The organism is Alicyclobacillus sp. ALC3 (assembly GCF_028751195.1).
Lineage (GTDB): Bacteria > Bacillota > Bacilli > Alicyclobacillales > Alicyclobacillaceae > Alicyclobacillus_L.
In genome coordinates this window covers 2,342,020-2,368,220 of record NZ_CP066784.1, presented here as the reverse complement: position 1 = coordinate 2,368,220, position 26,201 = coordinate 2,342,020, and the positions used below count along the sequence as shown (strand labels likewise).

Sequence of the window (26,201 nt, the reverse complement as noted above, 5' to 3'; positions counted from 1 at the left end):
ATATACCTCCTACCGCTCGGTGGGTACGGGATCGAACCCGCCGTGGTGCCACGGACCGCACTTGAGCAACCGCTTCGTCGTAAGCCACCCGCCGCGGAGCACACCAAACCGGCCCACAGCCTCAACCGCATACTGTGAACAAGTTGGAACAAACCGACAGCTTGGTGGAAACATCGGTGAAATCGCCAATTGATAGAACCGAATCAGCAAGAGGACCAGACGTTTCAAGTTATTCATCCCCCAACTTCCCCATCATACCATGAACTGTCCTTTGCGCAGTAATCTGACCACGTCTTCATTTAACTCAGCAAAAGACGATCCAGCTGCGGCTGGGCGACACACAAACACGAAGTCAACAGAGTGCTCCGCCAATATATTTTGATACTGCGCGAGGCACGCGCGCAACTGACGTTTCAAACGATTGCGGACTACAGCGTTGCCGACTTTCTTGCTGACAGAAAAACCAACTCGAAAGTGACCATCTCGCTTCTGCCACCAATAAAGAACCAGGCGGCCTGTCGCTTTGGACCGCCCACGCGCGAACACTCTTCGAAATTCGCGGTTCAACTTCAACCGATGTTCAGCGCGCACAGCACAAACTCCTCCCACTACTCCCAATTCGACCTGAGCCTCAACAGAATACCCGAAGTCGACGCGAATCGACCCACAAAAATCAAAAAAGGCCACCGAAGCGGCCTTATGCGGTAAGAACCTTTCTCCCTCTGCGGCGACGAGCAGCGATCACCCTGCGACCGTTCTTCGTCAACATCCGCTTACGAAATCCATGTACCTTCTTACGCTTGCGTGTATTTGGGTTGTAGGTCGGCTTCAAATTGCGCCACCCCCTTTTACCTTATGGGCAGAAACTGTTCATCATTATAGGCACCCCTCCACATTTTTGTCAAGCAAAATCACTTCATCCACAACTTGTCCCAAGTATCCACTTAGCTGTGGGCGAACAATTGTTGCATTTGTGGATAAACGGCAAAATGCATTGCCCCGTCCTCTTCCAGTTTGGTATGATAGAGTTCGCCACATTACGCACAACCGTGGATAACACTCAGTTATCCACAGAATTATGCACAGGCTGTGGATAAAATCATCCGCCATTTCTGTGGTTATCTCCAACCGATACAGGGACTCGCTTACTCCATCCGCTTATTGGCGTCCGGGGAACACATGTCGGCTTAAATTCGACATCTTCCTACCTGTTTCGACGACTATTTGCACTACACATGCACTCATCCGCTCGTAATTTTTCGTAGTTCTTTGGGGGTAATCATGAGCATGAGCACTGCGTTCGATCCCACGTTTTTTGACTCACTTTGGGGGAAAGTACTAGAGACTATCCGCGAACGAATGAATCCACGAACATTCGAAACTTGGTTTGGCGGAACGCGGGTTGTCGATTTTACTGAAACCGACCAAATATTGACGGTATTCGTCCCTACATCCTTCACGAAGAACTGGATCGCTGAAAACTACCGTGAAACCATCTCACACTTGTGTGCATCGTACACAGGTGAGCCTTATCGCGTTCGATTCATTTCCCCAGGCGACAAAGAGGATCGGACAGACGAAGAGTCTCCGCTGCCTGACACCGGACACATTCCCGACATGACAGTTCGGCACACTGGTGTGTTGGATACCATCGTTACTCCCTTTTCAGCAATCGATGCCACAGAAGCTGTCGATACAGAGTTCCCTGCGCAAAGCTTCAATCCGCGCTACACATTTACTAATTTCGTCATTGGCGCAAGCAATCGCTTTGCACATGCTGCCTGCCTTGCAGTCGCTGAGGCACCTGCGAAATCATATAATCCTCTGTTCATCTATGGCGGAGTAGGTCTTGGTAAGACGCACCTGATGCACGCCATCAGCCATCTGATTCTCGAGCGCAGCCCCCGCTTAAACGTGATGTATTTATCCTGCGAACAGTTCACGAACGACTTCATCACATCGCTGCGCAATAATACCAGCAATGAGTTTCGTCGCCGCTACCGCTCCATTGACGTGTTACTTGTTGATGACATTCAGTTCTTGGCTAAGAAGGAATCAACTCAGGAAGAGTTTTTTCATACATTTAACGCACTCCACAACGAGGGTAAACAGATTGTCCTTTCCAGCGACCGACCGCCACGTGAGATCCCAACACTCGAAGACCGGCTGCGCTCCCGGTTTGAGTGGGGACTCATCACCGATATCCAGCCGCCCGACCTCGAGACGCGCGTTGCGATTCTTCAACGCAAAGCAAAGTCTGATCGGTTTCATGTGCCTGAAGACGTGACTTTTTATATTGCAAACCAAATTGACACGAACATCCGTGAACTCGAAGGCGCTCTTATTCGAGTGGTGGCCTATTCTTCGCTGGTCAACCGCGACATTGATGTCGCCCTCGCCAAAGAGGCCCTGAAGCACATCATTTCTCCAAGCCAACCAAAGGTGATTACGCCCCAGCGCATTCAGAAGGTGATCGGAGACCACTTTGGTTTGCGCATGGAAGACATGAAAGCAAAAAACCGCTCCAAAAACGTCGCATTTCCTCGTCAGATCGCGATGTATCTAGTACGCGAGTTGACCGATTTATCACTGCCGCGCATCGGCGCCGAGTTTGGCGGACGTGACCATACAACCGTCCTGCACGCCTGTGAAAAAGTCTCAACTGAGCTTGAGAAAGACCCGCAGTTGCAAGATACAGTCAATCGCCTGTCAGAAGCCATCCGAACGCTCCACTAAGGCGCAAGTCGGTTCCGTTCGCAGACTACAGTCGCGCAAAACTGCCGATTTTGCACAGAGACTGTGGACAATGTCATGAGTCGAGTAACTGCTTATGCACAACTTCTTCACAGCCATAAAACACTGTAAAACGCGTTCTTTCGCTAAACATCGATGTTATGCACAGGAAACACAGGCCCTAGTACTTGCACTGCTGATTTTTTACGATCCATCCTAATACTTATACCAACCCGAAATGAAAAGCGGCACGCAGCACAGCCGAAGCAAACAACGAAGCCGACTCGAGAAGGGAATGCTGAAAAACATGAAGTTTTCCATCAAACAAAGTACACTGCTCCAACTCAGTCAAACTGTCTCACGCGCAGTTGCCGTTCGTAGTCCAAAGCCAGTGTTAACGGGCATTCTCCTAGAAGCTACGCCCACAACTTTAACGGCCACAGCGTATGATTTGGAACTCGGAATTCAGACCCACGTAGTCGCAGACGAATCAACTCGACTCTCTGTAGAACAACCGGGATCGATCGTCTTACCAGCACGTTACTTATCCGACGTGGTACGAAAACTTCCAGCCGATGATGTCACAGTCACAATTCAAAATAATTACGTAGCGGAAATTCAGTCCGGACAAGCACAGTTTCACCTCCACGGCATTGACGCAGCAGAATTCCCGACACTGCCTGTCTTCCATGATGTCGATCCGGTTCAAGTGGACAGCCACACTTTGAAGCGACTGATTGTTACTACAGCCTTTGCAGCTTCGAATTCAGAAGTTCGCCCTGTCCTTACAGGTATCCACTTTCAACTGCAAAGAGGCGAACTCAACTGCACAGCGACAGATGCATTGCGTCTTGCAACGCGAACTGTCCGCTTCGACGAAATGGATGAAAGTTTACAATGGAACATGATTTTACCTGGAAAATCCCTGCTCGAATTGTCTAAAATTCTGCCGGATGACGACTCTCCGATTTCTGTCCAACACAGCGACAGCCACAGCTTGTTCGTAGTCGGACCGACACATTTCTACACGCGGCTGATTGACGGCAGCTACCCAGATACATCCCGCATCATCCCGACGCACTTTCGTACGGAAGTCACTCTGCCAACGCATGAGCTTACTTCGTCCATTGATCGCGCGACATTAATTGCCAGGGACAGAGACAACAATCAGGTGAGGTTGGAGATTACGAACGGCTATATCACTATTTCCTCAAGTTCAGCAGAAGTAGGGAATGTGTCTGAGCAAGTTGGCGTCGAGGCACAGTCAGGTGATGTGATGCAGATTGCTTTTAACGGCAAAAACGTCCTGGATGCCCTCGATGCTATCTCGTCTGAGTCAGTGGTCGTCCGCTTCAACGGTCCGAATCAGCCGTTTATTCTTCAGGAACCTGGCGACGATACGGCTCTGCAATTAATCTCACCTGTGTTGACGCGCTAACGCAGAGATGATTCTCGAGGAATTGACCCTTCGGCACTTTCGGAACTACGCTGAGCAGGACATTTCGTTCCTGCCCGGCGTAAACATTTTGCTTGGAGAAAACGCGCAGGGTAAAACCAATGTCGTAGAGGCGATTCACTGCCTGGCGGTAGGAAAGTCTCATCGGACAAATCGAGACAGTGACCTCGTTGCGTGGGGACAGGACGAAGCCTCCATCCGCGCTCGTGTCAATTCAAAATACGCGACGCGCAGAGAACTGCGGGTCGACTACCAGAAAGGCACCAAGCGGGCGTTGGTCAACGGGGTTCCGCAAGCGAAGATGAGTGACTTCGTCGGCCACTTTCAAATCGTCTTGTTTGCGCCAGAGGACTTGCAGTTGGTGAAAGGGGCTCCGGCACTGCGGCGGCGGTTTCTCGACATGGAGTTAGCGCAGACGCAGCCAACCTACCTGTATCACTTGACTCGCTATGCCCGAGCGGTACAGCAGCGCAATGCACTGCTACGGGCTCCACAAACGGTCGATGACACAATGCTCGACACCCTTGACGAGCAATTGGTCGGACACGGCGTGGAAGTCTACGCTCGCCGCGCACACTTCGTCGAACGATTGCGAGGCTATGCGCAAAGAGTGCATGCAGCCATATCGGACGGCCGAGAAATGTTGGACATCCAGTATGCTTGCAGTTTGCCGCTGAATGAAGAACAATGGAGAGACCGGGCTGCGATCGCCGTTGTTTTTCAGTCTGAGCTCGAGAAAAAGCGAGCGAGCGACGTACGCCAGGGCCACACCTCGGTCGGACCGCATCGTGACGACCTTTCACTCCTCATTGGCGGGCAACCGGTTCAGTCGTTTGCCAGTCAAGGTCAACAGCGGACGATTGCTCTGTCTCTTCGGCTGGCTGAAATAGACTTTATCTACGAAGAAGTCGGAGAATACCCAGTGCTTTTGCTTGACGACGTGTTGTCGGAGCTTGACGACACCAGGCAAAAAAACCTCGTGTTGTCGATGAGCCAGAAGGTGCAAACTGTTCTGACCACCACCAGCCTGTTTCACCTTGAACACGAGCTGCATGTATCAGCGAAGTTGTTTTATGTCCAATCTGGTATAATACAGATGGAGGATTAGATGGCCATGTTTATACATATTGGCGGGGACACGATGGTGGCGCTGGATGACATCATCGGGATTTTTCCTATTCGCGTCCAGCAAGAACCTGCTGTACAAAAACTTCTTGAGCGACTCGAACGTGAGGAGCGTACGCAGACCGTGGATGTGGGTGAAGTCAAATCCATGGTGCTGACAGACCGAACCGCTTATTTTTCGCCAATTTCTTCTGCGACGCTAAAGCGGCGTGCTTCGATACTCGAAACATCAGAACGGATTGAGTTTCGCTAAGGTCAGCAACGAACTCGGTTCGCTCGTCATTTTTGTGCCTCTTGGGGGGAAACGATTTGGCAGACCAAGCATATGACGAGTCGCAAATTCAGGTGCTGGAAGGACTCGAAGCGGTTCGAAAACGCCCCGGTATGTACATCGGGTCGACGAGCAGCCGTGGCCTGCACCACCTGGCTTGGGAAATCGTCGACAATGCTGTAGACGAGGCACTTGCTGGACGATGCACAAAAATCATCGTTCAAGTTCATCCCGATAACAGTGTCTCAGTAATTGACAACGGCGCTGGATTTCCAGTCGGGATTCACCAGAAGACTGGCCGCCCGGCTGTTGAGACAGCACTTACGGTTCTGCACGCTGGCGGTAAGTTCGGTGGGAGCGGCTACAAAGTCTCTGGCGGACTCCACGGTGTCGGGGCATCCGTCGTAAACGCTCTGTCGACGGGGCTGAAGGTTGAAGTCCATCGTGATGGACATGTCTACGTTCAAGAGTATGAACGTGGCGTGCCAAAGTATGACCTGAAGGTCGTCGGTACGACAGACCACACAGGAACAACGGTGACGTTTTTACCTGATCCGGAGATTTTCACGGAGACCACGGAGTTTCAAGCAGACATCCTGCAAGGGAGGCTGCGCGAACTTGCATTCTTGAATGCAGGCCTCGAAATTATCTTCGAGGACGAGCGTGACGGAAAGACCAGTCGCTATCACTACGAGGGTGGCGTGGCGGAGTTTGTGCAGTATCTCAATCACAACAAGGACGTTGTGCATCCTGAACCAGTGTTTGTCGCTGGCAAGAAGGACGACGTCACGGTCGAAGTGGCATTACAGTACAACGACGGCTACGCGACGACGCTGTTTTCGTTTGCGAACAACATCAACACGCACGAAGGCGGCACGCACGAGACTGGCTTCAAAAGCGCTTTGACGCGCGTCATCAACGACTACGGCCGCAAGGTCAACCTGGTGAAAGACGACGACAGCAAACTCTCGGGCGAAGATGTGCGTGAAGGGCTGACAGCGGTCGTCAGCGTGAAGGTGCCTGAACCGCAGTTTGAAGGCCAGACCAAGACAAAACTCGGGAACAGCGAAGTGCGCGGCATTGTAGAGGGGCTGTTTGGCGAAAAGCTGCAGCAGTTCTTCGACGAGAATCCTTCCATCGCGCGGCGCATCTTGGACAAGTCGGTGACAGCAGCCCGTGCCCGCGAGGCCGCCCGCAAGGCGCGCGAACTGACGCGGCGCAAAAACGCGCTTGAAGTGAGTTCGTTGCCTGGGAAATTAGCCGACTGTTCGTCCAAAGACGCTTCCATCAGCGAGCTGTACATTGTCGAGGGAGATTCTGCTGGAGGTTCAGCAAAAGGCGGCCGCGACCGCAACTTCCAAGCGATTCTGCCGCTTCGCGGCAAGATTATCAACGTCGAAAAGGCGCGCCTTGACAAGGTGCTGTCGAACGAAGAAGTACGAGCCATCATCACTGCTGTCGGAACTGGCATCGGTGAAGACTTCGACATTGAGAAGGCACGCTACCACAAAATCATCATCATGACGGACGCGGACGTCGATGGCAGTCACATCCGAATCCTTTTATTGACCTTGTTCTATCGATTTATGAAACCGCTCATCGACTCGGGTTATATCTACATTGCGCAACCACCGCTCTACAAGATCACGAAGGGCAAAATGGAGCGATACGCCTATTCCGACAAACAGCTCGATGTTGCACTTGAGGAGATTGGGCGCAACGGGATCAACATCCAGCGCTACAAAGGCCTCGGTGAGATGAATGCGACGCAGTTGTGGGAGACAACGATGGACCCGGCCACACGCACGCTTCTCCAGGTGAACATGGAAGATGCGATGGAAGCGGACATGATTTTCTACACGCTGATGGGCGACAAAGTAGAACCGCGGCGCGAATTCATCGAGGAACACGCACAGTACGTTCGCAACCTTGATGTCTAAGCTTTTGCCTTCGGTCGTGGGCCTTGAGTGAAATCTGGCGCGCCACCGCCGATTGAAACGGACAGGAGTGAATCGGTTTGGCAGACTCGTATGACAGCAAGGTTCTGCCGATTGAACTGAGTCAGGAACTGAAAAACTCATTCATCGACTACGCGATGAGCGTTATCGTAAGCCGCGCGATTCCAGATGTGCGCGACGGTTTGAAGCCGGTGCACCGTCGTATCTTGTACGCGATGTTCGAATCTGGCATGACACCAGATAAGCCATACAAGAAGTCAGCGCGTATCGTCGGTGATGTACTTGGTAAATACCACCCTCATGGCGATTCGGCGGTTTATGACGCGCTTGTCCGGATGGCTCAAGACTTCTCGACGCGTTACTTGCTCGTGGATGGCCACGGCAACTTCGGTTCTGTCGACGGCGACTCTGCTGCTGCAATGCGGTATACGGAGTCGAGATTGTCGCAGATTGCGATGGAACTCTTACGCGACATCAACAAAGAGACGGTCGACTTCGGTCCGAACTACGACGGCAACGAACAGGAGCCACTGGTGTTGCCAGCGCGTTTCCCAAACCTGCTCGTCAATGGCTCGTCCGGCATTGCCGTCGGTATGGCGACGAACATTCCTCCGCACAACCTGCGCGAGGTGATTGACGGAGTCATTTTGATGATCGACAACCCGGAGACGACGCTCCAGGACTTAATGCAGGTAGTCAAGGGGCCAGACTTTCCGACGGCCGGCGTGATCCTCGGACACGAAGGAATCCGCAGCGCGTACGAGACGGGGCGCGGGTCAATCGCGGTGCGTGCGAAAGCGGAGTTTGAGGAAGGTCACGGCGGAAAGACACACATTATCGTCACTGAGCTGCCGTATCAGCAGAATAAGGCTCGGTTGATCGAAAAGATCGCGGAACTCACCCGTGATAAGCGCATCGATGGGATTACCGACCTGCGCGACGAGTCTGACCGCGACGGCATGCGCATCGTGATTGAACTGCGGCGCGACGCGAAACCGCAGGTGGTTCTGAACAACCTTTACAAACATACGGCGATGCAAAGCAGCTTCGGTGTTATCATGCTTGCACTGGTTGACGGACAACCGAAGGTACTGAATCTGCGCGAAGTTTTGTATCACTATCTGCAGCATCAGCGCGAGGTCGTGCGTCGGCGTACGCAGTTTGACCTGAACAAAGCGGAAGCCCGCGCACACATTTTGGAAGGCTTGTTAGTCGCGCTCGATCACCTTGACGAAGTGATTGCGCTCATCCGCGCGTCGGCGACACCAGAAATCGCCCGTACTGGGTTGATGGACCGGTTCCAACTATCGCAGGAACAGGCACAGGCGATTCTCGACATGCGGCTGCAGCGCTTGACTGGCCTCGAACGTGACAAGATTGAGGCGGAGTACGCGGAACTGCAAAAGCTAATTGGCGAGTTGCGCGCCATTTTGGCCGACGAGGGCCGACTGCTCGACGTGATCCGCAAAGAACTCGTCGACATCCGCGACAAGTTCTCCGACGAGAGGCGGACGGAGATTGTTGCGGTGGAAGGCGAAATCACGAACGAAGACTTAATTCCGGTCACCGACGTCGCCATCGCCATCACGAACGCGGGCTATGTCAAGCGAATTCCGCTCAACACGTACCATCAGCAGCGCCGTGGTGGACGGGGTATGTCGATGATGGGCACGCGCGAAGAGGACTTCGTCGAGCATATGTACATCACGTCGTCGCATCATTACGTCATGTTCTTCACCAACCGCGGCAGAATGTACGCGCTCAAGGCATATGAAATTCCGGAGTACAGCCGCCAGGCGAAAGGTCTGCCGATCATTAATCTGATCCCGATTGAACAAGGAGAGACGGTCTCCACGGTGATTCCAATTCGGTCGCTCGCTGAGGAGGACGTCGCGGGATTGACCTTGTTCTTTGCGACTCGCCAGGGCGTCATTAAGAAGACACTGCTCCAGGACTACGCGAACATCCGGCGTGTCGGGCTTATCGCGATTAACCTGCGCGAGGACGACGAACTGATTGGGGTTCGGCTGACCGATGGGAACAGGCACATGATTATGGCCACGAAGCGCGGAATGTCGATTCGATTCCACGAAGACGACGTGCGGCCGATGGGTCGTGCTGCGACGGGTGTAAAAGGCATTGCGCTCGGAGAAGATGATGCTGTCATTGGGATGGACGTGATCGAAGAGGACACGGACGTGCTCGTCGTGACGTCCCGCGGCTACGGAAAACGAACCAAGGCGGACGATTATCGCATTCAGACGCGCGGCGGAAAAGGTATCAAGACATTGAACTGTACACCAAAGAACGGCGAAGTTGTGGCGTTGAAGATGGTGTTCGACAACGATGACTTGATGATTATCACGAACGCGGGTGTCGCTATCCGCATCGGAGTCGCGGATATCTCCACACTTGGCCGCAATACGCAGGGTGTAAAGCTGATCAACGTGCCGGAAGGTGAGGAAGTGGCTACGGTCGCTCGTGTTGTCACGTCGGAAGACGCAGACAACGCAGAGGACGTCGAAGAGCTGGACGAACTTGACGGTGAGCAGGCTGAGTATGTTGCGCGCGAGTCCGATGGCGCGGCTGAAGGCAACGATGATGATTCCGACGTGGAACCGAGCGACGACGTGGAACCGAGCGATTCGGGCGAAGACAGCGGAGAATAGTGCCGCTGTGGTGTGAAACGTCCCGGTATGAAGGGTCGATACGGTTCAAACTAGAAGAGGTGCTTCAACGTTCTGGTTGGGCACACTTTGTTGGATAGTACGCTTAGAGGTGTGTTGCAAGACTCATTTGTCATGGGCATCTCGACTGCAAATGTAAACAGGCACGTTCGCAAGTACGCTTGGCATTGGGAATGGATTACGGTATGATCGTACCAGTAGAGGGGGGCGGCGGAACGTGAACATAGAAGAATTCGCAATAACGCAGGGTGGCGAGTTTCTTGCGTTCATTGTTTTGGTCGGCCTCGCGGTATTGTTCTTTAACGCGATTGTGCCGAAACGGTAAATGGTTTATAACAACGCCGCAGACAAGACATTTGTCTGCGGCGTTTGCTTTGTGCGCCCTCGTGTAAGATAGGGACCTTGAGTAAGGTAGGGCATCGAGTAAGGTAGGGACCTTGAGTAGGGCGGGTTCTCGCGTAAGGTAGGGGCTTGTGTTGTCCTAAAGCCTTTTCCTGTTTCCGAAACGTCGTGAAGTTCATTGAAGTTGTCTGTCGATCTACTTGTGTTGAAACTTTCATCAGGACATTGCATGTATAAATTTACGAATGACAGTTGACTTGGGTGTTCATCGCGTGGTATATTAGTCGATGTCGCAGCGAGGCGGTGCCGCTGAGAAAAACCCCACAAACCGCGTCACATCAAGGTTTCTCGGGTTTTTCAGTTGGCTGTCAGACGAGGTTTCCACTCGGTTTCAGGGTTCGTCTTGAACCGCTGCAGAAACTCTTGCGAGATAGTGAGCGACCAGAAACATCCAGTGGAAATGGTCAGCGAGGCGTGGTAAGATACTCGTTGCCGCTTCAAACAGGTGCTTGGGTCAAGCGGTGAATACCAGCACTACAATGGTTCCTTGAAAACTAAACACGCAAGAGAGCGACAGTGTATCGCAAGCAGAATTGGCTTTGGCTTCGGCTGGAGTTAAGGAAGCATAAATGAGCAGCAAACTTATTTGAGAGTTTGATCCTGGCTCAGGACGAACGCTGGCGGCGTGCCTAATACATGCAAGTCGAGCGGACCCTTCGGGGTCAGCGGCGGACGGGTGAGTAACACGTGGGTAATCTGCCCAACTGACCGGAATAACGCCTGGAAACGGGTGCTAATGCCGGATAGGCAACGAGGAGGCATCTCCTTGTTGGGAAAGGTGCAACTGCACCGCAGATGGAGGAGCCCGCGGCGCATTAGCTAGTTGGTGGGGTAACGGCCTACCAAGGCGACGATGCGTAGCCGACCTGAGAGGGTGGACGGCCACACTGGGACTGAGACACGGCCCAGACTCCTACGGGAGGCAGCAGTAGGGAATCTTCCGCAATGGGCGCAAGCCTGACGGAGCAACGCCGCGTGAGCGAAGAAGGCCTTCGGGTTGTAAAGCTCAGTCACTCGGGAAGAGCGGACGAAGGAGTGGAAAGCCTTCGTCGAGACGGTACCGAGAGAGGAAGCCCCGGCTAACTACGTGCCAGCAGCCGCGGTAATACGTAGGGGGCAAGCGTTGTCCGGAATCACTGGGCGTAAAGCGTGCGTAGGCGGTCGCGTGTGTCTGGGGTGAAAGTCCAGGGCTCAACTCTGGGATTGCCTTGGAAACTGCGTGACTTGAGTACTGGAGAGGCAAGGGGAATTCCGCGTGTAGCGGTGGAATGCGTAGATATGCGGAGGAATACCAGTGGCGAAGGCGCCTTGCTGGACAGTGACTGACGCTGAGGCACGAAAGCGTGGGGAGCAAACAGGATTAGATACCCTGGTAGTCCACGCCGTAAACGATGAGTGCTAGGTGTTGGGGGGTACCACCCTCAGTGCCGAAGGAAACCCAATAAGCACTCCGCCTGGGGAGTACGGTCGCAAGACTGAAACTCAAAGGAATTGACGGGGGCCCGCACAAGCAGTGGAGCATGTGGTTTAATTCGAAGCAACGCGAAGAACCTTACCAGGGCTTGACATCCCCCTGACCGTCACAGAGATGTGGCTTCCCTTCGGGGCAGGGGAGACAGGTGGTGCATGGTTGTCGTCAGCTCGTGTCGTGAGATGTTGGGTTAAGTCCCGCAACGAGCGCAACCCTTGAGCTGTGTTACCAGCGCGTAAAGGCGGGGACTCACAGGTGACTGCCGGCGTAAGTCGGAGGAAGGCGGGGATGACGTCAAATCATCATGCCCTTTATGTCCTGGGCTACACACGTGCTACAATGGGCGGAACAACGGGAAGCGAGACCGCGAGGTGGAGCAAAACCCTGAAAACCGTTCGTAGTTCGGATTGCAGGCTGCAACCCGCCTGCATGAAGCCGGAATTGCTAGTAATCGCGGATCAGCATGCCGCGGTGAATCCGTTCCCGGGCCTTGTACACACCGCCCGTCACACCACGAGAGTCGGCAACACCCGAAGTCGGTGGGGTAACCCGTAAGGGGGCCAGCCGCCGAAGGTGGGGTTGATGATTGGGGTGAAGTCGTAACAAGGTAGCCGTATCGGAAGGTGCGGCTGGATCACCTCCTTTCTATGGAGTAAGAGGCACTGTCGCTCGGTGTCGGCAACGACTTGCAAGCAGGACGAGGAGCAAGGGGAATGGTGAAGCGAGCGTACGCAGGTACGTGAGTGAGCCATGAGCCGCAGCGACAAAGTCATGCGAAGCAGATCGTCGACGACAGGCGTGTTTAGTTTTGAGGGAGCCATGACCCGCCCGGGTTTGTCCTGGTGCGGCGAATTGGTGACTTCAACTCGGTATTCGTGTGCTTGCGCACGGTGCTGAACTGTACCTTGGAAACTGGATAACGACTCCTATGTAAGAAACGTCAACCGACATGATCACAGTGGGTAACTGTGTTCGAGTGACGTGGCGGGAAACTGCTGCGTTACGACAGGTGAAGTTAGGAAGGGCGCACGGAGGATGCCTAGGCGCCAGGAGCCGACGAAGGACGGGGCGAACACCGAAATGCCACGGGGAGCTGTAAGCGAGCATTGATCCGTGGATGTCCGAATGGGGGAACCCAGCAGCCGTCATGGGCTGTTACTGCACACTGAATCCATAGGTGTGTGGAGGCAACCGAGGGAACTGAAACATCTAAGTACCTCGAGGAAGAGAAAACAAGAGTGATTCCGCAAGTAGTGGCGAGCGAACGCGGAAGAGCCTAAACCAGTGCTGTGTAAGGTTGCAGCCGTTGCAGGACTGGGGTAGTGGGGCTAGTGCGGAGGGGACTGCAAACCCCTCGCGAAGTCAAAAACTGCATTTGTAGCCGAACGGCATGGGAAGGCCGGCCAGAGACGGTGAGAGCCCGGTAGGCGAAACGAATGCAACTTCGTGGCACAAGTACCCAAGTACCGCGGGACACGAGAAACCCCGTGGGAATCTGGGAGGACCACCTCCTAAGGCTAAATACTCCCTGGCGACCGATAGCGGATAGTACCGTGAGGGAAAGGTGAAAAGAACCGCGGGAGCGGAGTGAAATAGAACCTGAAACCGTGTGCCTACAAGCAGTCGAAGCATGCATGACATGTGACGGCGTGCCTTTTGTAGAATGAACCGGCGAGTGATGACAGCGAGCGAGGTTAAGGCGGGAAAGCCGGAGCCGCAGCGAAAGCGAGTCTGAAGAGGGCGAGTAGTTCGTTGTCATCGACCCGAAACCGGGTGAGCTACCCCTGGTCAGGGTGAAGTGCGGGTAACACCGCATGGAGGCCCGAACCCACCGGCGTTGAAAAGCCGGGGGATGAACTGGGGGTAGGGGAGAAATTCCAATCGAACTCGGAGATAGCTGGTTCTCCCCGAAATCGCTTTAGGGCGAGCGTCAAGGGATGAGGGACGGAGGTAGAGCACTGATTGGATGCGGGGCCCTACCAGGGTTACCAAGTCCAGTCAAACTCCGAATGCCGTCTTGTTGCACCTTGGCAGTTAGACTACGAGTGCTAAGATCCGTGGTCAAAAGGGAAACAGCCCAGACCAACAGCTAAGGTCCCAAAGCCTGGTTAAGTGGAAAACGATGTGGCGGTGCACAGACAACCAGGATGTTGGCTTAGAAGCAGCCACCATTCAAAGAGTGCGTAATAGCTCACTGGTCGAGTGCTGCTGCGCGGAAAATGTAACGGGGCTAAACCAGGCACCGAAGCTTTGGATGTACCGAATGGTACGTGGTAGGGGAGCGTTCCATGGGCGGAGAAGCTGGACTGGAAGGTCTGGTGGAGCGCATGGAAGTGAGAATGCCGGTATGAGTAGCGAAAAGACAAGTGAGAATCTTGTCCGCCGAAAGCCCAAGGGTTCCTGGGGAAGGATCGTCCGCCCAGGGTAAGTCGGGACCTAAGGCGAGGCCGAGAGGCGTAGTCGAAGGACAACGGGTGGAAATTCCCGTACCACCGAAACACGTTTGAGCGACGGGGTGACGCAGGAGGAGCAGGGAAGCGCCCGGATGGAAGAGGGCGTCCAAGCAGCGAGCGTAGAGGATAGGCAAATCCGTCCTCTGAGAAGCGTGAGCTGTGATGGGGAGGGAAGTACAGTACCGAAGTCCCGCACTTCACACTGCCAAGAAAAGCCTCTAGCGAGTGCTAGGTGCCCGTACCGGAAACCGACACAGGTGGGCGCGTGGAGAACACGGAGGCGCGCGGGAGAACTCTCGTTAAGGAACTCGGCAAAATGGCCCCGTAACTTCGGGAGAAGGGGCGCTCGAAAGAGCCGCAGTGAAAAGGCCCAAGCGACTGTTTAGCAAAAACACAGGTCTCTGCAAAGCCGAAAGGCGAAGTATAGGGGCTGACGCCTGCCCGGTGCTGGAAGGTTAAGAGGAGGGGTTAGGGGCAACCCGAAGCTCTGAATTGAAGCCCCAGTAAACGGCGGCCGTAACTATAACGGTCCTAAGGTAGCGAAATTCCTTGTCAGGTAAGTTCTGACCCGCACGAATGGCGTAACGACTTGGGCGCTGTCTCAACGAGAGACCCGGTGAAATTGTAATACCTGTGAAGATGCAGGTTACCCGCGGCTAGACGGAAAGACCCCGTGGAGCTTGACTGTAGCTTGATATGGGAGATGGGTATGTCATGTACAGGATAGGTGGGAGACTGAGAAGCATGGGCGCCAGCCTGTGTGGAGTCGACGTTGGGATACCACCCTTGACATGCCTGTCTTCTAACCTGGCCCCATGAAACTGGGGTAGGGACAGTGTCAGGTGGGCAGTTTGACTGGGGCGGTCGCCTCCTAAAGAGTAACGGAGGCGCCCAAAGGTTCCCTCAGCGCGGATGGAAATCGCGCGGTGCGTGTAAAGGCAAAAGGGAGCTTGACTGCGAGACGGACAGGTCGAGCAGGGACGAAAGTCGGGCTTAGTGACCCGGCGGTGCCGAGTGGAAGGGCCGTCGCTCAACGGATAAAAGCTACCCCGGGGATAACAGGCTGATCTCCCCCAAGAGTTCACATCGACGGGGAGGTTTGGCACCTCGATGTCGGCTCATCGCATCCTGGGGCTGAAGTCGGTCCCAAGGGTTGGGCTGTTCGCCCATTAAAGCGGTACGCGAGCTGGGTTCAGAACGTCGTGAGACAGTTCGGTCCCTATCTGCCGCGGGCGCAGGATACGTGAGAGGAATTGTCCTTAGTACGAGAGGACCGGGATGAACCGACCGCTGGTGTCCCAGTTGTGCCGCCAGGCGCAGCGCTGGGTAGCTACGTCGGGAATGGATAAGCGCTGAAAGCATCTAAGCGCGAAGCCAGCCTCAAGATAACGTATCCCATCCGGTTAACGGAGTAAGACCCCTCATAGATGATGAGGTAGATCGGTCCGGAGTGGAAGCACAGTGATGTGTGGAGCGGACGGATACGAATCGGTCGAGGGCTTCACCAGATTCGTTGGTTGACGAGTACGAGCATAGGGCAGAGTCGTTATCTGGTTTCTGGGGTACAGGGAACGGTATGGCACAGCCGACCGTTTGATGTACCTGATGTCTGGTGGTAATGGCGGAGGGGACACACGCGTACCCATCCCGAACACGACCGTTAAGACCTCCAGCGCCGATGATACTTGGGGTGCAGACCCCTGGGAAAGTAGGACGCCGCCAGGCGAGAGAAGAGGAAGGCTCAGCACACTGTGTGCTGGGCCTTTTCGTATGCGCGGGTACGGGGAAGCAGGAAGAGATAAGGGACTGGGACAGGGACAAGTTCCGAGGGGACGGGTAAAGATAAGGGACAAGTTCAAATGGTATGCCGCGCCGCGGCATACTCCAATGGAGTCCTAGACTTCGGGGGCGCGAAGACCAACTGCGTAAGTGGAGGGTCAGATGCGTAAGTGTACAAAACGTCCACATAGCGGATACCCCTATGGGGGTATATGCGCCCCAACGTCGGTGATTCCGGTGCTGGGGTGCGTACAGATGGTGAGTTTCACAACGAAGCGGAGAGTGGAAGGCCGCATGGCGTGGTGTCCACAGTGTGATAGCGTACATTTTGCTCCTTACACCGGGGGAAGCGACAGAGAGAAACGTCGATTTCGTATACATAGCACTGCGGATACCCCGGAAGGGGTATCTACTGAGGCGTTGGGTGATCTATACGGGAAAATCGGCCCTCAGACGGTCATATAGCGAACAAAAAATGCGCTACAGAGCCAAAATCGGCTACAAACGAGGGTTTGGCGAAGGCGAGCGAACAATTTGACCATTCGAAGGTCTAGTTATGTAAACAACGAGCGGATAACGAACAAAAAGTGCGTTCGACTCTCGGTATGACGGGCCCGTGAGTCATCCGCAGCGAGCAGAGCCATAGAGACTCCAAAGGACCGAAGAATAACACGTCGCGGCAGTGTTATCTCACAACCCTAACGTGGCGCCAGAGCGTGAGTGCCAGGTAGCGACCGAAATAGAGGGACAAGTTAAAATGGTATGCCGCGCCGCGGCATACTCCAATGGAGTACTTTTCGTCCACCTAAGATTGCGGATAACCCGGACGGGGTATATGCCTGCGCCGGACCAAATGAGACCAATAAGACCTTTTGATAGCGTTATCGCCAAACACTAACGCGCCGTCAGGACGTTATTCGCTTGCACAATGGCCATTTCGAGCCGATAACGTCCCAGAAACGCGTTATCGGGATGAGGGGAGGACGAAAAGCGGGATCTAACAAAGAATAACGCGTTGTGAGGACGTTAGCCGCCTGATTATGTAAACAAATCACACGATAACGAGTCGACAGAGCGTTAAGCGAAATCGGTAACGTCCTCAGAGGGCGTTAAGGCCACGAACCGCATCGAAGCAAAAGTGTGATCTCAATGCGATACGTGGCGCCAGAGCGTCAGTGCCAGGCAGGCGCCGAAATAGAGGGACAAGTTCAAATGGTATGCCGCGGGGCGGCATACTCCAATGGAGTACTTTTCGTCCACCTAAGATTGCGGATAACCCGGACGGGGTATATGCCTGAGCCGGACCAAATGAGACCAATAAGACCTTTTGATAGCGTTATCGCCAAACACTAACGCGCCGTCAGGACGTTATTCGCTTGCACAATGGCCATTTCGAGCCGATAACGTCCCAGAAACGCGTTATCGGGATGAGGGGAGGACGAAAAGCGGGATCTAACAAAGAATAACGCGTTGTGAGGACGTTAGCCACCTGATTATGTAAAAAAATCACACGATAACGAGTCGACAGAGCGTTAAGCGAAATCGGTAACGTCCTCAGTGGGCGTTAAGGCCACGAACCGCATCGAACCGCAGTTGCTTCACAGGCAGGCGCAGTCCGCGGCTCGCGTGCGTACCAGCGGAGAGCGCAAGGCCACCAGGCGTGGTGTCCAGAGTGTGACAGTGTTCATTTTGCGCAGACCCTGTCCGTTACCGCTACCTTCTCGTTTCCAGAAGTTCCGGGAAGGTAGGGACCGATGCGAGGTACTCGCGCACGAGATGTGCGTCCTTGTCGTTGTTCCAGTGAACGATGTCCAGCCACTCTACCGCGTTGTAGCGACACAGCGTACTGAGAACGTAGACGGTGACCAGGTGACTGACCCAAAGCGGATAAGCGTGCCCGTCTCCAATCCACTGCCCATGGGAAGTGTGATACAGCCACGGGTGCGTAGAATCAAACGCAGGCAACGCGAAAAAGCCGGTCGGATCACGGTCGCGTACGCCATGTGAAGGCTTTTGATGAGATGTCGGAATGGCGGCGTCCTCCAAAGCACGCTGGGGGTGGTTGCCTTCTCCTGCCACCGTGAATGAGGTCAGCCACTCAGTAGGCGTGAGGCCGATGTTTGCGGCGATTCGCCGGGAGACGTAAGACCTCTGCGCCGCACTCTGCGCCGTCCCCTGCGCCGCACCCGCCAACGCGGAACTCGACACCACCGGATAGATGTGCTGAAACTCCGGGTAGAACTCCGCCACGGCGTCGGCAACCGAGGGAATGGACCCAAGCAGAAGGCCAATCGGGACCTTGTTAGGAAGAGTCAGGTCAGGTGCCACGACATCCCGGAAGCTCTGCAACACGCCCTCTTTGTAGATATACGTGTAGTCGAGCGGCCAGCGGTAGACTTCGCGCTTCACCTTGCGAACGGACATGCCGTGCTGAAGCAGGGAACTGCCGCGGGGATAATCGAGATCGGACAGGTACAAGAGCGTCTTCATCCAGTGCAGGTAGCCGTAATACCAAATCAGTGGGGCGATCTCGATGTTTACCCGCGCCGCAGACTCCTCGTACGCGACGGCTTGCCGCGCATTGGTCGCTACTTTCGCGGCGTTGTTGTACAAAGCGCCGATTGGCGCGTCAGGATGAATCTCTTTTAGCATCCGCAGCGACACTGCATCGCTCTGCAGGCGGCGGAGTTGTTCTGCACTATGGTTCCACATGCCACTCGAAGCCGCGGCAAAAACCTCCCGGTGTACGCCTAGATTGAAGGGATGGCGCCGCAGACCCGCCCGTGGATAACCTGTGGACGAACTGTGGATAACGGGAAAGGGCTTTCGTTGACACCCCACATAGGCGTTGCTATACTACGCGTAATATCCACACCCTACACAGTTTTATTCCCGCACGAAAACCTGCCCAAGCTTCATTCACAGTGAGAAAAAGACAGGAGGGGAGCTCTGTGAGCGACCGCTGGACAAGCAAGTTTCAGTTGGAGGGACTCACGTTTGACGACGTGTTGTTAGTCCCCGCCCGATCGGAAGTATTACCAAAGGACGTCGATGTCTCGACTAAGCTGACCACAGATATTCAACTGAACATTCCGATTGTGAGCGCCGCGATGGACACAGTGACCGAAGCGGCGCTTGCTATTGCGATTGCGCGCGAGGGCGGCATCGGCATCGTGCACAAAAACATGACGATCGAGCGCCAAGCGGAAGAGGTCGACAAGGTGAAGCGGTCGGAGAGCGGCGTCATTACTGACCCCATTTACCTCACGCCTGACCATCCATTGCGCGACGCAGAAGAACTAATGGCGAAGTACCGCATCTCCGGTGTGCCGATTGTGGAGAATGGGACGCACAGGCTGGTCGGAATTATCACGAACCGCGACCTGCGCTTTGAACCGAACTTCGACAGACCCATCTCGGAAGTTATGACGCGCGAGAATCTGATTACGGCCCCCGTTGGCACCACCCTCCACGACGCAAAAGAACTCCTCTGGAAGCACAAGGTTGAGAAACTCCCGCTCGTTGACAAGGACGGTATCCTGCGCGGCCTCATCACCATCAAGGACATCGAGAAAGCGCGACAGTTCCCAAACTCCGCGAAAGATGCGCAGGGTCGCCTGCTCGTCGGTGCGGCAGTGACAGTGTCGAAGGACACGATGGACCGCGTGGACGCCCTCGTTCGGGCCGGAGCTGACGCGATTGTCGTCGACACTGCGCACGGGCACTCGCGGGGTGTCATTGACGTTGTCGCGAGTGTGCGTCGAGCGTATCCGCACATCCAGCTAATCGCGGGCAACGTCGCGACAGCCGAGGCGACCGAGGAATTGATCAAAGTCGGCGTGAATGCGGTGAAGGTCGGGATTGGACCGGGATCAATCTGCACCACGCGAGTGGTCGCCGGAATCGGTGTGCCGCAGGTCACGGCCATCTACGACTGCGCGAACGCAGCCCGAAAATCTGGTGTGCCAATCATCGCAGATGGCGGCATCAAATACTCGGGCGATATCGTGAAGGCCATCGCGGCGGGAGCCAGTACGGTCATGCTCGGCAGCTTGCTTGCGGGTACGGAGGAGAGCCCGGGCGAGACCGAGATCTACCAGGGACGCCGTTTCAAAGTCTACCGCGGCATGGGTTCAATTGGTGCGATGCGCACGGGCGGCGGCGACCGCTACTTCCAGGAGGAAGCGAAGAAGCTGGTGCCAGAAGGAATTGAGGGGCGCGTCGCATACCGTGGCTCGCTCGCGGAAATTCTCTACCAGCTCGTCGGCGGCGTTCGCGCCGGCATGGGCTACTGCGGCACATCGACCATCTCGTCGTTGCAGGACGACGCACAGTTCATTCGGATCACGGCCGCCGGCCTTCGCGAGAGCCACCCGCACGACGTGCACATCACGAAAGAGGCACCGAACTACTCCATTTAGCAGACTTACCCCCCTCAGCTCTACCGGCGCGAAAGTGGCCAGTTCGCTGAGGGGGGTGAAAGCCGAAGCCTCGTAGTTTACCGATTTCTAGTCCGAAACGCCTTTTTGTTTCATTCACTGTGACACTACATGCGTCCAAACAACCGCTTAAACTTGAACACGCCTGTTGCACCTGCGGCAACTACGAGGATTCCCAATGCGTACAACCAACCTGACGTGCCAGCGCGTTGCTGCAGTCCTGGAACTGGGGACAGCGCTGGAGCGAGGCTGACCGACGCCGCTCCCGAGTTCGTTTTGACTGAATTTGCAGGACCGGCTTGAGGCGCTTGACTCATGCTTGTCGACGACTGCCGAGTTGTCGTGGCGGCTGTAGTCGTGGCGGCTGTAGTCGTGGCGGTTGTAGTCGTACCTGTGCGCCCAGTTTGTGACTCGCCAGCTCTAGAACTCGTGGTTGTCTGACTTTTTATTTTCTGTCCCTCTGTCTGCACGTTCGCATTGCTTTGGCTTGCGAAAGCAACGGCGCCAGCACCCATCGGTATGGGGCCGGGTCTTCCTGAACGTCTTTTATGCGGCAGGTACCAGGGGGTACCTGCACGAATGGCCAGATCAGAGCCAGAACTCGGTGCGTTCGCCCGCTGAGTGATGGGTACAAAGGTGGTTTGGGCTTTTGACGTATTGACGGCACCGTTGCTTGACACCGAAGAGTCCGTATGAGTGTTTGAATTCGCAGACTGTGTTGTGTTCGCGAAGGCTGCAGGTGACACGACCCCGATGCAGATGCAGCATGCAGCGACAACCCCGATTTTAGCGAGTGAAACAGATTTGGACACTGTGTTCCACCTCCAAAAGTTCTTGTCATCGCCATGGTGTCTTTGCTGCCATAAAGTTCGATGGAAAATTCGTGTTATTGGGGGTACTTTACATCTGATTGGAAGATACGCCAAGCACATGGTTGGAAACAAGCTAGGTCGACGCTCCTTGTGACTCCGCCTAGCGCGGATTAAACGGCCAAGTTTGAGTAGTCACATCTTTCAGTGGGCGGTTTTCAAACAGGACCAAGTCGTGCGATAATAGAGGGTAGTGTACAGAGGTGACTGTTCACATGAAGCCTGAGTCCCACTTGTCGTAGGGAATTTCAAATCCCGCTCATGCTGGTACAAACGTCGTACCACGCTGGCGAAACATGTTCAAACTTAGAGGGGAGAAACCATCATGGCGAAAGTCGGAACGGAAGTTGTGAAAAGAGGTATGGCGGAAATGCAAAAGGGTGGCGTCATTATGGACGTCATCAATGCAGAACAAGCGAAAATTGCAGAGGCAGCCGGTGCAAGTGCAGTCATGGCGCTTGAGCGCGTGCCTTCTGATATTCGTGCGGCAGGCGGGGTAGCCCGCATGGCCGATCCGACAATCGTGGAGGAAGTCGTGAACGCGGTGTCCATCCCCGTCATGGCCAAGTGCCGCATCGGTCATATCGTTGAGGCGAGAATTTTGGAGACGCTCGGAATTGACTACCTCGACGAAAGTGAAGTTCTCACTCCAGCGGACGACAAGTATCACATCAACAAAAAACCATTCACCGTTCCGTTTGTCTGCGGTGCGCGCGACCTCGGCGAGGCTCTACGCCGGATTGCGGAGGGCGCATCGATGATCCGCACCAAGGGTGAGCCCGGTACAGGCAACATCATCGAAGCTGTGAAGCACATGCGGACGATGATGTCCGAAATCCGCAAGGTGCAAAACATGTCAGAAGACGAATTGGTTGCTGAATCCAAGAACATTCAAGCTCCGTTTGAACTTTTGCTTCAGGTGCGCGAACTGGGCAAGTTGCCGGTTGTGAACTTCGCGGCAGGCGGTATCGCGACCCCGGCTGACGCAGCGCTGATGATGGAACTCGGCGCCGACGGCGTTTTTGTTGGATCCGGTGTCTTCAAGTCCGAAAACCCGGAGAAGTTTGGCCGGGCGATTGTTCAGGCGACGACGCATTACCAAGACTACGAGTTGTTGCGTGAACTGTCTAAGGGGCTTGGAACACCGATGAAGGGCATCGACCTGAATACGTTGAAGGACGAAGATCGGATGGCCACGCGCGGCTGGTAATCCGTTACTCTGATCTCGCATCAGATTGTGAATCAACTGCGGCCGCCCTTTCGGCGGCCGTTTGTTCAAATGAGCGTTTGTAACCTGCTCTGCAAGGCAGCGCAAAGGGCTCAGAAACCCGATTACAGAAACCCGATTACAGAAACGGAGTCATCGTGATGAAGATTGGAATCCTCGCCGTGCAAGGCGCGTTTCGCGAGCACGAGCACATGCTGCAGAAGCTGGGTGTAGACACCCTATATGTGAAAAAGCAGGAGCACCTTGAAGGTGTTGAAGGTCTCATCGTACCGGGCGGCGAGAGCACTTCGATCGGTAGACTGATGCGGGAGTACAACCTGATTCCTCCGATCCGCGAGCTCGCCAAAAGCGGCATGCCAATCATGGGGACATGTGCGGGACTGATTGTGCTTGCCAAAGAGATCGCAAATGGAGATGAGCCGCACCTCGCCCTTCTCGACACCGTCGTCGACCGCAATTCGTTTGGACGGCAACGCGAGAGCTTTGAGACCGATCTCGACATCCCCGCACTTGGCGCCGAACCGTTCCCAGCCGTGTTCATTCGCGCGCCGCACGTGAAGGCAGTCGGAGACGCTGTCACAGTGCTTGCGTACTACGAAGGCCGCATCGTCGGCGTGGAACAGGACCACCTGCTCGGATTTTCGTTTCACCCCGAGCTTACGGGTGATGACCGCATCCATCGGTATTTCCTGCAGAAAGTCGAAGCGTGGACAAAGCAGCCGAGCGCGTAATTCCAGCGCTCGGCGTCCACCGGACGGCGGGTACTGAGCAGCGTGGCCCCGTCCTCATAGACCGTTGCGTGGTACAGGGTGAAGGTTGTCGGCGGGCCAGCTGCGAGCCGCCTCAGGGCGGTTAATCTGAGAACGTTCGAGGAAAGGTTGTGTCGAGGTCAATGCTGGACATTCGCGCGATTCGTAACGACCCTGAACAGTTTCGAGTGGGTCTCGCCCGCAAGCACGCCAACCAAGCGCTGATCGACGAGCTACTCGCCGCTGACGAGGCGTGGCGCGCCGGGCTGACCGAAGTAGAGCGCCTAAAGAGTCAGCGCAACAAGGCGTCTGAAGCGATTGCTCGGACGAAGAAAGCGGGCGGAGACGCGAGCGGCGCGATCGCCGAGATGAAGGCCGTCTCCGACCAAATCAAGACGCTCGACGAGGATGTACGTGCGCATGAGGCGCGTGTAAGCGACCTGCTTTTGACGATCCCGAATATCCCCCACAGTTCGGTTCCGGACGGCGAGTCGGAGGACGACAACGTCCCGCTGCGTTTCTACGGCCAGGTGCCGGAGTTCGACTTTGAGCCGAAGGCGCACTTTGACCTTGCGCAGGACCTCGGGATCGCAGATTTTGAGCGGGCGGTCAAAATTACTGGGTCACGTTTCGTCTTATATAAAGGGCTCGGCGCGAAACTCGAGCGGGCTTTGGCGAGCTTCATGCTCGACTACCAGGTTGAGCAGAATGGCTACGTCGAGATGTTCCCGCAGTTCATCGCGAATGAGGAAAGCCTCATCGGCACCGGTAACCTGCCGAAGTTCGGCGAAGACATGTTCAAGCTTGAAGGGCTGCCGTACTACCTCATCCCGACGGCGGAAATTCCGCTCACCAACTACTACCGAGACGAGATTCTCGACGCTTCGCAACTACCCGTGAAGTTTGCCGGGTACAGCTCGTGCTTCCGTTCTGAGGCAGGGTCAGCGGGGAAGGACACTCGCGGTCTCATCCGTCTGCACCAGTTCCAAAAGGTTGAGCTCGTCAAACTGGTGAAGCCGGAAGACTCCTACGAGGAGCTCGAAAACCTGGTGCGCGACTGCGGGACCATCCTTGACGCGCTCGAGCTGCCGTACCGGATTATCGAGATCTGCACAGCTGACCTCGGTGCGAAAGAGACGAAGAAGTACGACCTCGAGGTCTGGCTGCCCGCGCAGCACACGTACCGCGAGATCAGCTCGTGCTCGAACTTCGAGGACTATCAGGCACGCCGCGCAGGGCTGCGGTTCCGCCGCGAAGAAGGCGCAAAGCCGGAGTTCGTGCATACACTGAATGGCTCCGGCCTCGCAGTCGGACGGACAATCGCCGCGATCCTCGAGAATGGTCAGCAGAAAGACGGCAGCGTGCGTCTGCCACAAGCGCTAGTGCCGTACATGGGCACAGATGTCCTCACCTCGGAGGGCGCCGCAGGATACGGCAAGCGCGCCGCGGACGCCGTCAGCATCGCGTCGAAGGCCTCGCGGGAAGCGCAGAGGGGCTAGGCGCATGGTCTGCACTTGCTTGAGGAGAGTGGGTAGTTCGTCGCGATAGCGGGTCACACCCTGTCGGGCCGGTAGCGGCGGTAGAACGTCCAAAGGAGGCTCCCCGTGCGCTTATCTCATTTGACGATGGACTTAACAGCTTCGGACTTGGCGGACCTTGTGCACGACTTTACCGACGATGACAAAATTACGTTTGACACGATTACGGAAGGCGGAGTGAAGGGGCAGATTCGCTTTCTAGTTTGGAATATCGACTTCGTTGCCCAACCGTCCTGCAGCGACGACGGCGAAGTTTCGATTGACATCACTGCGCACAAGTTGGTGCCCATCCCTGCGGGGATTGTGGAGCGGTCGTTGCGCGAAGCCGTGAAAGACGCCCCGGCTGGCATTGAGGTGCTGCAGCAGGCGCTCAAGGTGAACGTGGCGTCTCTGCTCAGCCCGCTTGGCATCAACGTGTCGATAAGGCAGTTGAAAACCTACAACGGCTTTCTGCGCATCGCGCTCGCCGACCTCAAACTCCCGCCGGTCGGCGAACTGCAGGCGACGTTGAAAAAGCGCCGGGGCGCGGGCAGCGGTGGGACGACTTTCACGGGACGGTCGACGCAGAGTGGCGCCGTCGAAAGACAGTGACCAGGCGACGGCCTCTGGCAATGGGTGCCCAAGGCCTGGTCATTCAGGTTTCATCCGGTTGTGCGTAACGCCCGTGACGAACAAGGAAGCCTGCTTCGCGCAGTTCCCGATGGACGTCCTCCAGCCGGGTCAGCGACGATTCCGATTCCGTCAATACATCCGAGTCTTTTCCGTTTGAGGCCGTAGTGCTAAGCCGCTCGGTGTATACGTAGATGGCGCACTCCTCTCTGCACAGTGCAGTGACAAACAGCGTGGTCGTCACGTAGTAGACGAAGGACAGCTCACTGGCCCGGAACTCGGAAAAGGTGTCGACGCGAACCGTCTCAATGCCTGATTCCCTTACCTCGTGAACCAGGTGGCCCAGGGTTGGAAACTCAATTTTCTGCCATTCGAGCGTGCGGCGGAAGCGACTGAACATTTCCTCTCGCGTTCCCACGTTTTTTCCTCCCACC

General features: G+C 55.3%; 17 protein-coding genes and 3 rRNA genes. 14 read left to right on the top strand and 6 right to left on the bottom strand.

What is annotated here, in order from left to right:
- Positions 1-9: 9 nt before the first annotated feature.
- The 3 genes from yidD to rpmH form a co-directional block, all read right to left on the bottom strand.
- Complete coding sequence (gene yidD / locus JC200_RS11200) at positions 10-237, bottom strand: membrane protein insertion efficiency factor YidD (RefSeq protein WP_274436330.1); 228 nt, start codon at positions 235-237, stop codon at positions 10-12.
- 15 nt (positions 238-252) lie between these two features.
- On the bottom strand, positions 253-591 hold the full coding sequence (gene rnpA / locus JC200_RS11195) for a ribonuclease P protein component (protein WP_274436329.1): 339 nt from the start codon (positions 589-591) through the stop codon (positions 253-255).
- Between the two features lie 106 nt (positions 592-697).
- Positions 698-832: a 50S ribosomal protein L34 gene (rpmH, locus tag JC200_RS11190; protein WP_274436328.1), complete on the bottom strand. Its 135-nt coding sequence runs from the start codon at positions 830-832 to the stop codon at positions 698-700.
- A gap of 455 nt (positions 833-1,287) precedes the next feature.
- On the opposite strand from rpmH, the gene dnaA reads away from it, so the two are divergent.
- The 9 genes from dnaA (at position 1,288) to rrf (ending at position 16,281) form a co-directional block, all read left to right on the top strand.
- The gene (dnaA, locus tag JC200_RS11185; protein ID WP_274436526.1) at positions 1,288-2,736 is read left to right on the top strand and encodes a chromosomal replication initiator protein DnaA; all 1,449 of its coding nucleotides are present in this window, start codon (positions 1,288-1,290) and stop codon (positions 2,734-2,736) included.
- 292 nt (positions 2,737-3,028) lie between these two features.
- Positions 3,029-4,171, top strand: coding sequence for a DNA polymerase III subunit beta (dnaN, locus tag JC200_RS11180; RefSeq protein WP_274436327.1), 1,143 nt, complete (start codon positions 3,029-3,031; stop codon positions 4,169-4,171).
- A 7-nt stretch (positions 4,172-4,178) separates the two neighbouring features.
- The gene (recF, locus tag JC200_RS11175; protein WP_274436326.1) at positions 4,179-5,297 is read left to right on the top strand and encodes a DNA replication/repair protein RecF; all 1,119 of its coding nucleotides are present in this window, start codon (positions 4,179-4,181) and stop codon (positions 5,295-5,297) included.
- 6 nt (positions 5,298-5,303) lie between these two features.
- Positions 5,304-5,567, top strand: coding sequence for an extracellular matrix regulator RemB (gene remB / locus JC200_RS11170; protein WP_274436325.1), 264 nt, complete (start codon positions 5,304-5,306; stop codon positions 5,565-5,567).
- Between the two features lie 56 nt (positions 5,568-5,623).
- Positions 5,624-7,525 carry a DNA topoisomerase (ATP-hydrolyzing) subunit B gene (gene gyrB, locus JC200_RS11165; RefSeq protein WP_274436324.1) on the top strand — a complete coding sequence of 634 codons (1,902 nt, stop codon included), beginning with the start codon at positions 5,624-5,626 and terminating at the stop codon, positions 7,523-7,525.
- Positions 7,526-7,602: 77 nt separating this feature from the next.
- Positions 7,603-10,212 (top strand): DNA gyrase subunit A, encoded by a 2,610-nt coding sequence (gene gyrA / locus JC200_RS11160; protein WP_274436323.1) that lies wholly within the window; start codon positions 7,603-7,605, stop codon positions 10,210-10,212.
- 1,002 nt (positions 10,213-11,214) lie between these two features.
- Positions 11,215-12,748 (top strand): 16S ribosomal RNA (locus JC200_RS11155).
- A gap of 363 nt (positions 12,749-13,111) precedes the next feature.
- A 23S ribosomal RNA gene (locus JC200_RS11150) occupies positions 13,112-16,064 on the top strand.
- Positions 16,065-16,164: 100 nt separating this feature from the next.
- Positions 16,165-16,281, top strand: a 5S ribosomal RNA gene (gene rrf / locus JC200_RS11145).
- The 16S, 23S and 5S rRNA genes sit together here, the layout of an rRNA operon.
- A gap of 1,767 nt (positions 16,282-18,048) precedes the next feature.
- On the opposite strand, the gene JC200_RS11140 is transcribed toward rrf, so the two are convergent.
- Entirely contained in the window at positions 18,049-19,047 is a 999-nt protein-coding gene (locus JC200_RS11140; protein ID WP_274436322.1) for a YaaC family protein, read from the bottom strand.
- A 239-nt stretch (positions 19,048-19,286) separates the two neighbouring features.
- Between JC200_RS11140 and guaB the strand changes: the two genes are divergently transcribed.
- Complete coding sequence (guaB, locus tag JC200_RS11135) at positions 19,287-20,756, top strand: IMP dehydrogenase (protein WP_274436321.1); 1,470 nt, start codon at positions 19,287-19,289, stop codon at positions 20,754-20,756.
- A 125-nt stretch (positions 20,757-20,881) separates the two neighbouring features.
- Here guaB and JC200_RS11130 read toward each other — a convergent pair whose 3' ends face one another.
- The gene (locus tag JC200_RS11130; protein ID WP_274436320.1) at positions 20,882-21,586 is read right to left on the bottom strand and encodes a hypothetical protein; all 705 of its coding nucleotides are present in this window, start codon (positions 21,584-21,586) and stop codon (positions 20,882-20,884) included.
- Positions 21,587-21,968: 382 nt separating this feature from the next.
- On the opposite strand from JC200_RS11130, the gene pdxS reads away from it, so the two are divergent.
- The 4 genes from pdxS (at position 21,969) to JC200_RS11110 (ending at position 25,749) form a co-directional block, all read left to right on the top strand.
- On the top strand, positions 21,969-22,853 hold the full coding sequence (gene pdxS, locus JC200_RS11125; protein ID WP_274436319.1) for a pyridoxal 5'-phosphate synthase lyase subunit PdxS: 885 nt from the start codon (positions 21,969-21,971) through the stop codon (positions 22,851-22,853).
- 158 nt (positions 22,854-23,011) lie between these two features.
- Complete coding sequence (pdxT, locus tag JC200_RS11120; protein WP_274436318.1) at positions 23,012-23,602, top strand: pyridoxal 5'-phosphate synthase glutaminase subunit PdxT; 591 nt, start codon at positions 23,012-23,014, stop codon at positions 23,600-23,602.
- A 161-nt stretch (positions 23,603-23,763) separates the two neighbouring features.
- On the top strand, positions 23,764-25,119 hold the full coding sequence (serS, locus tag JC200_RS11115) for a serine--tRNA ligase (protein ID WP_274436525.1): 1,356 nt from the start codon (positions 23,764-23,766) through the stop codon (positions 25,117-25,119).
- A gap of 105 nt (positions 25,120-25,224) precedes the next feature.
- Entirely contained in the window at positions 25,225-25,749 is a 525-nt protein-coding gene (locus tag JC200_RS11110; RefSeq protein ID WP_274436317.1) for a hypothetical protein, read from the top strand.
- A gap of 43 nt (positions 25,750-25,792) precedes the next feature.
- On the opposite strand, the gene JC200_RS11105 is transcribed toward JC200_RS11110, so the two are convergent.
- Positions 25,793-26,185, bottom strand: coding sequence for a hypothetical protein (locus JC200_RS11105; RefSeq protein ID WP_274436316.1), 393 nt, complete (start codon positions 26,183-26,185; stop codon positions 25,793-25,795).
- Between the last annotated feature and the right edge of the window lie 16 nt (positions 26,186-26,201).

What these genes read in the sequence shown, in the direction of transcription:
- dnaA (WP_274436526.1), top strand. Translation starts at nt 1,288, where the DNA reads ATGAGCACTGCGTTCGATCCCACGTTTTTTGACTCACTTTGGGGGAAA.
- remB (WP_274436325.1), top strand. Translation starts at nt 5,304, where the DNA reads ATGTTTATACATATTGGCGGGGACACGATGGTGGCGCTGGATGACATC.
- yidD (WP_274436330.1), bottom strand. Translation starts at nt 237, where the DNA reads ATGAATAACTTGAAACGTCTGGTCCTCTTGCTGATTCGGTTCTATCAA.
- serS (WP_274436525.1), top strand. Translation starts at nt 23,764, where the DNA reads ATGCTGGACATTCGCGCGATTCGTAACGACCCTGAACAGTTTCGAGTG.
- JC200_RS11140 (WP_274436322.1), bottom strand. Translation starts at nt 19,047, where the DNA reads ATGTGGAACCATAGTGCAGAACAACTCCGCCGCCTGCAGAGCGATGCA.
- pdxT (WP_274436318.1), top strand. Translation starts at nt 23,012, where the DNA reads ATGAAGATTGGAATCCTCGCCGTGCAAGGCGCGTTTCGCGAGCACGAG.
- recF (WP_274436326.1), top strand. Translation starts at nt 4,179, where the DNA reads ATGATTCTCGAGGAATTGACCCTTCGGCACTTTCGGAACTACGCTGAG.
- pdxS (WP_274436319.1), top strand. Translation starts at nt 21,969, where the DNA reads ATGGCGAAAGTCGGAACGGAAGTTGTGAAAAGAGGTATGGCGGAAATG.
- dnaN (WP_274436327.1), top strand. Translation starts at nt 3,029, where the DNA reads ATGCTGAAAAACATGAAGTTTTCCATCAAACAAAGTACACTGCTCCAA.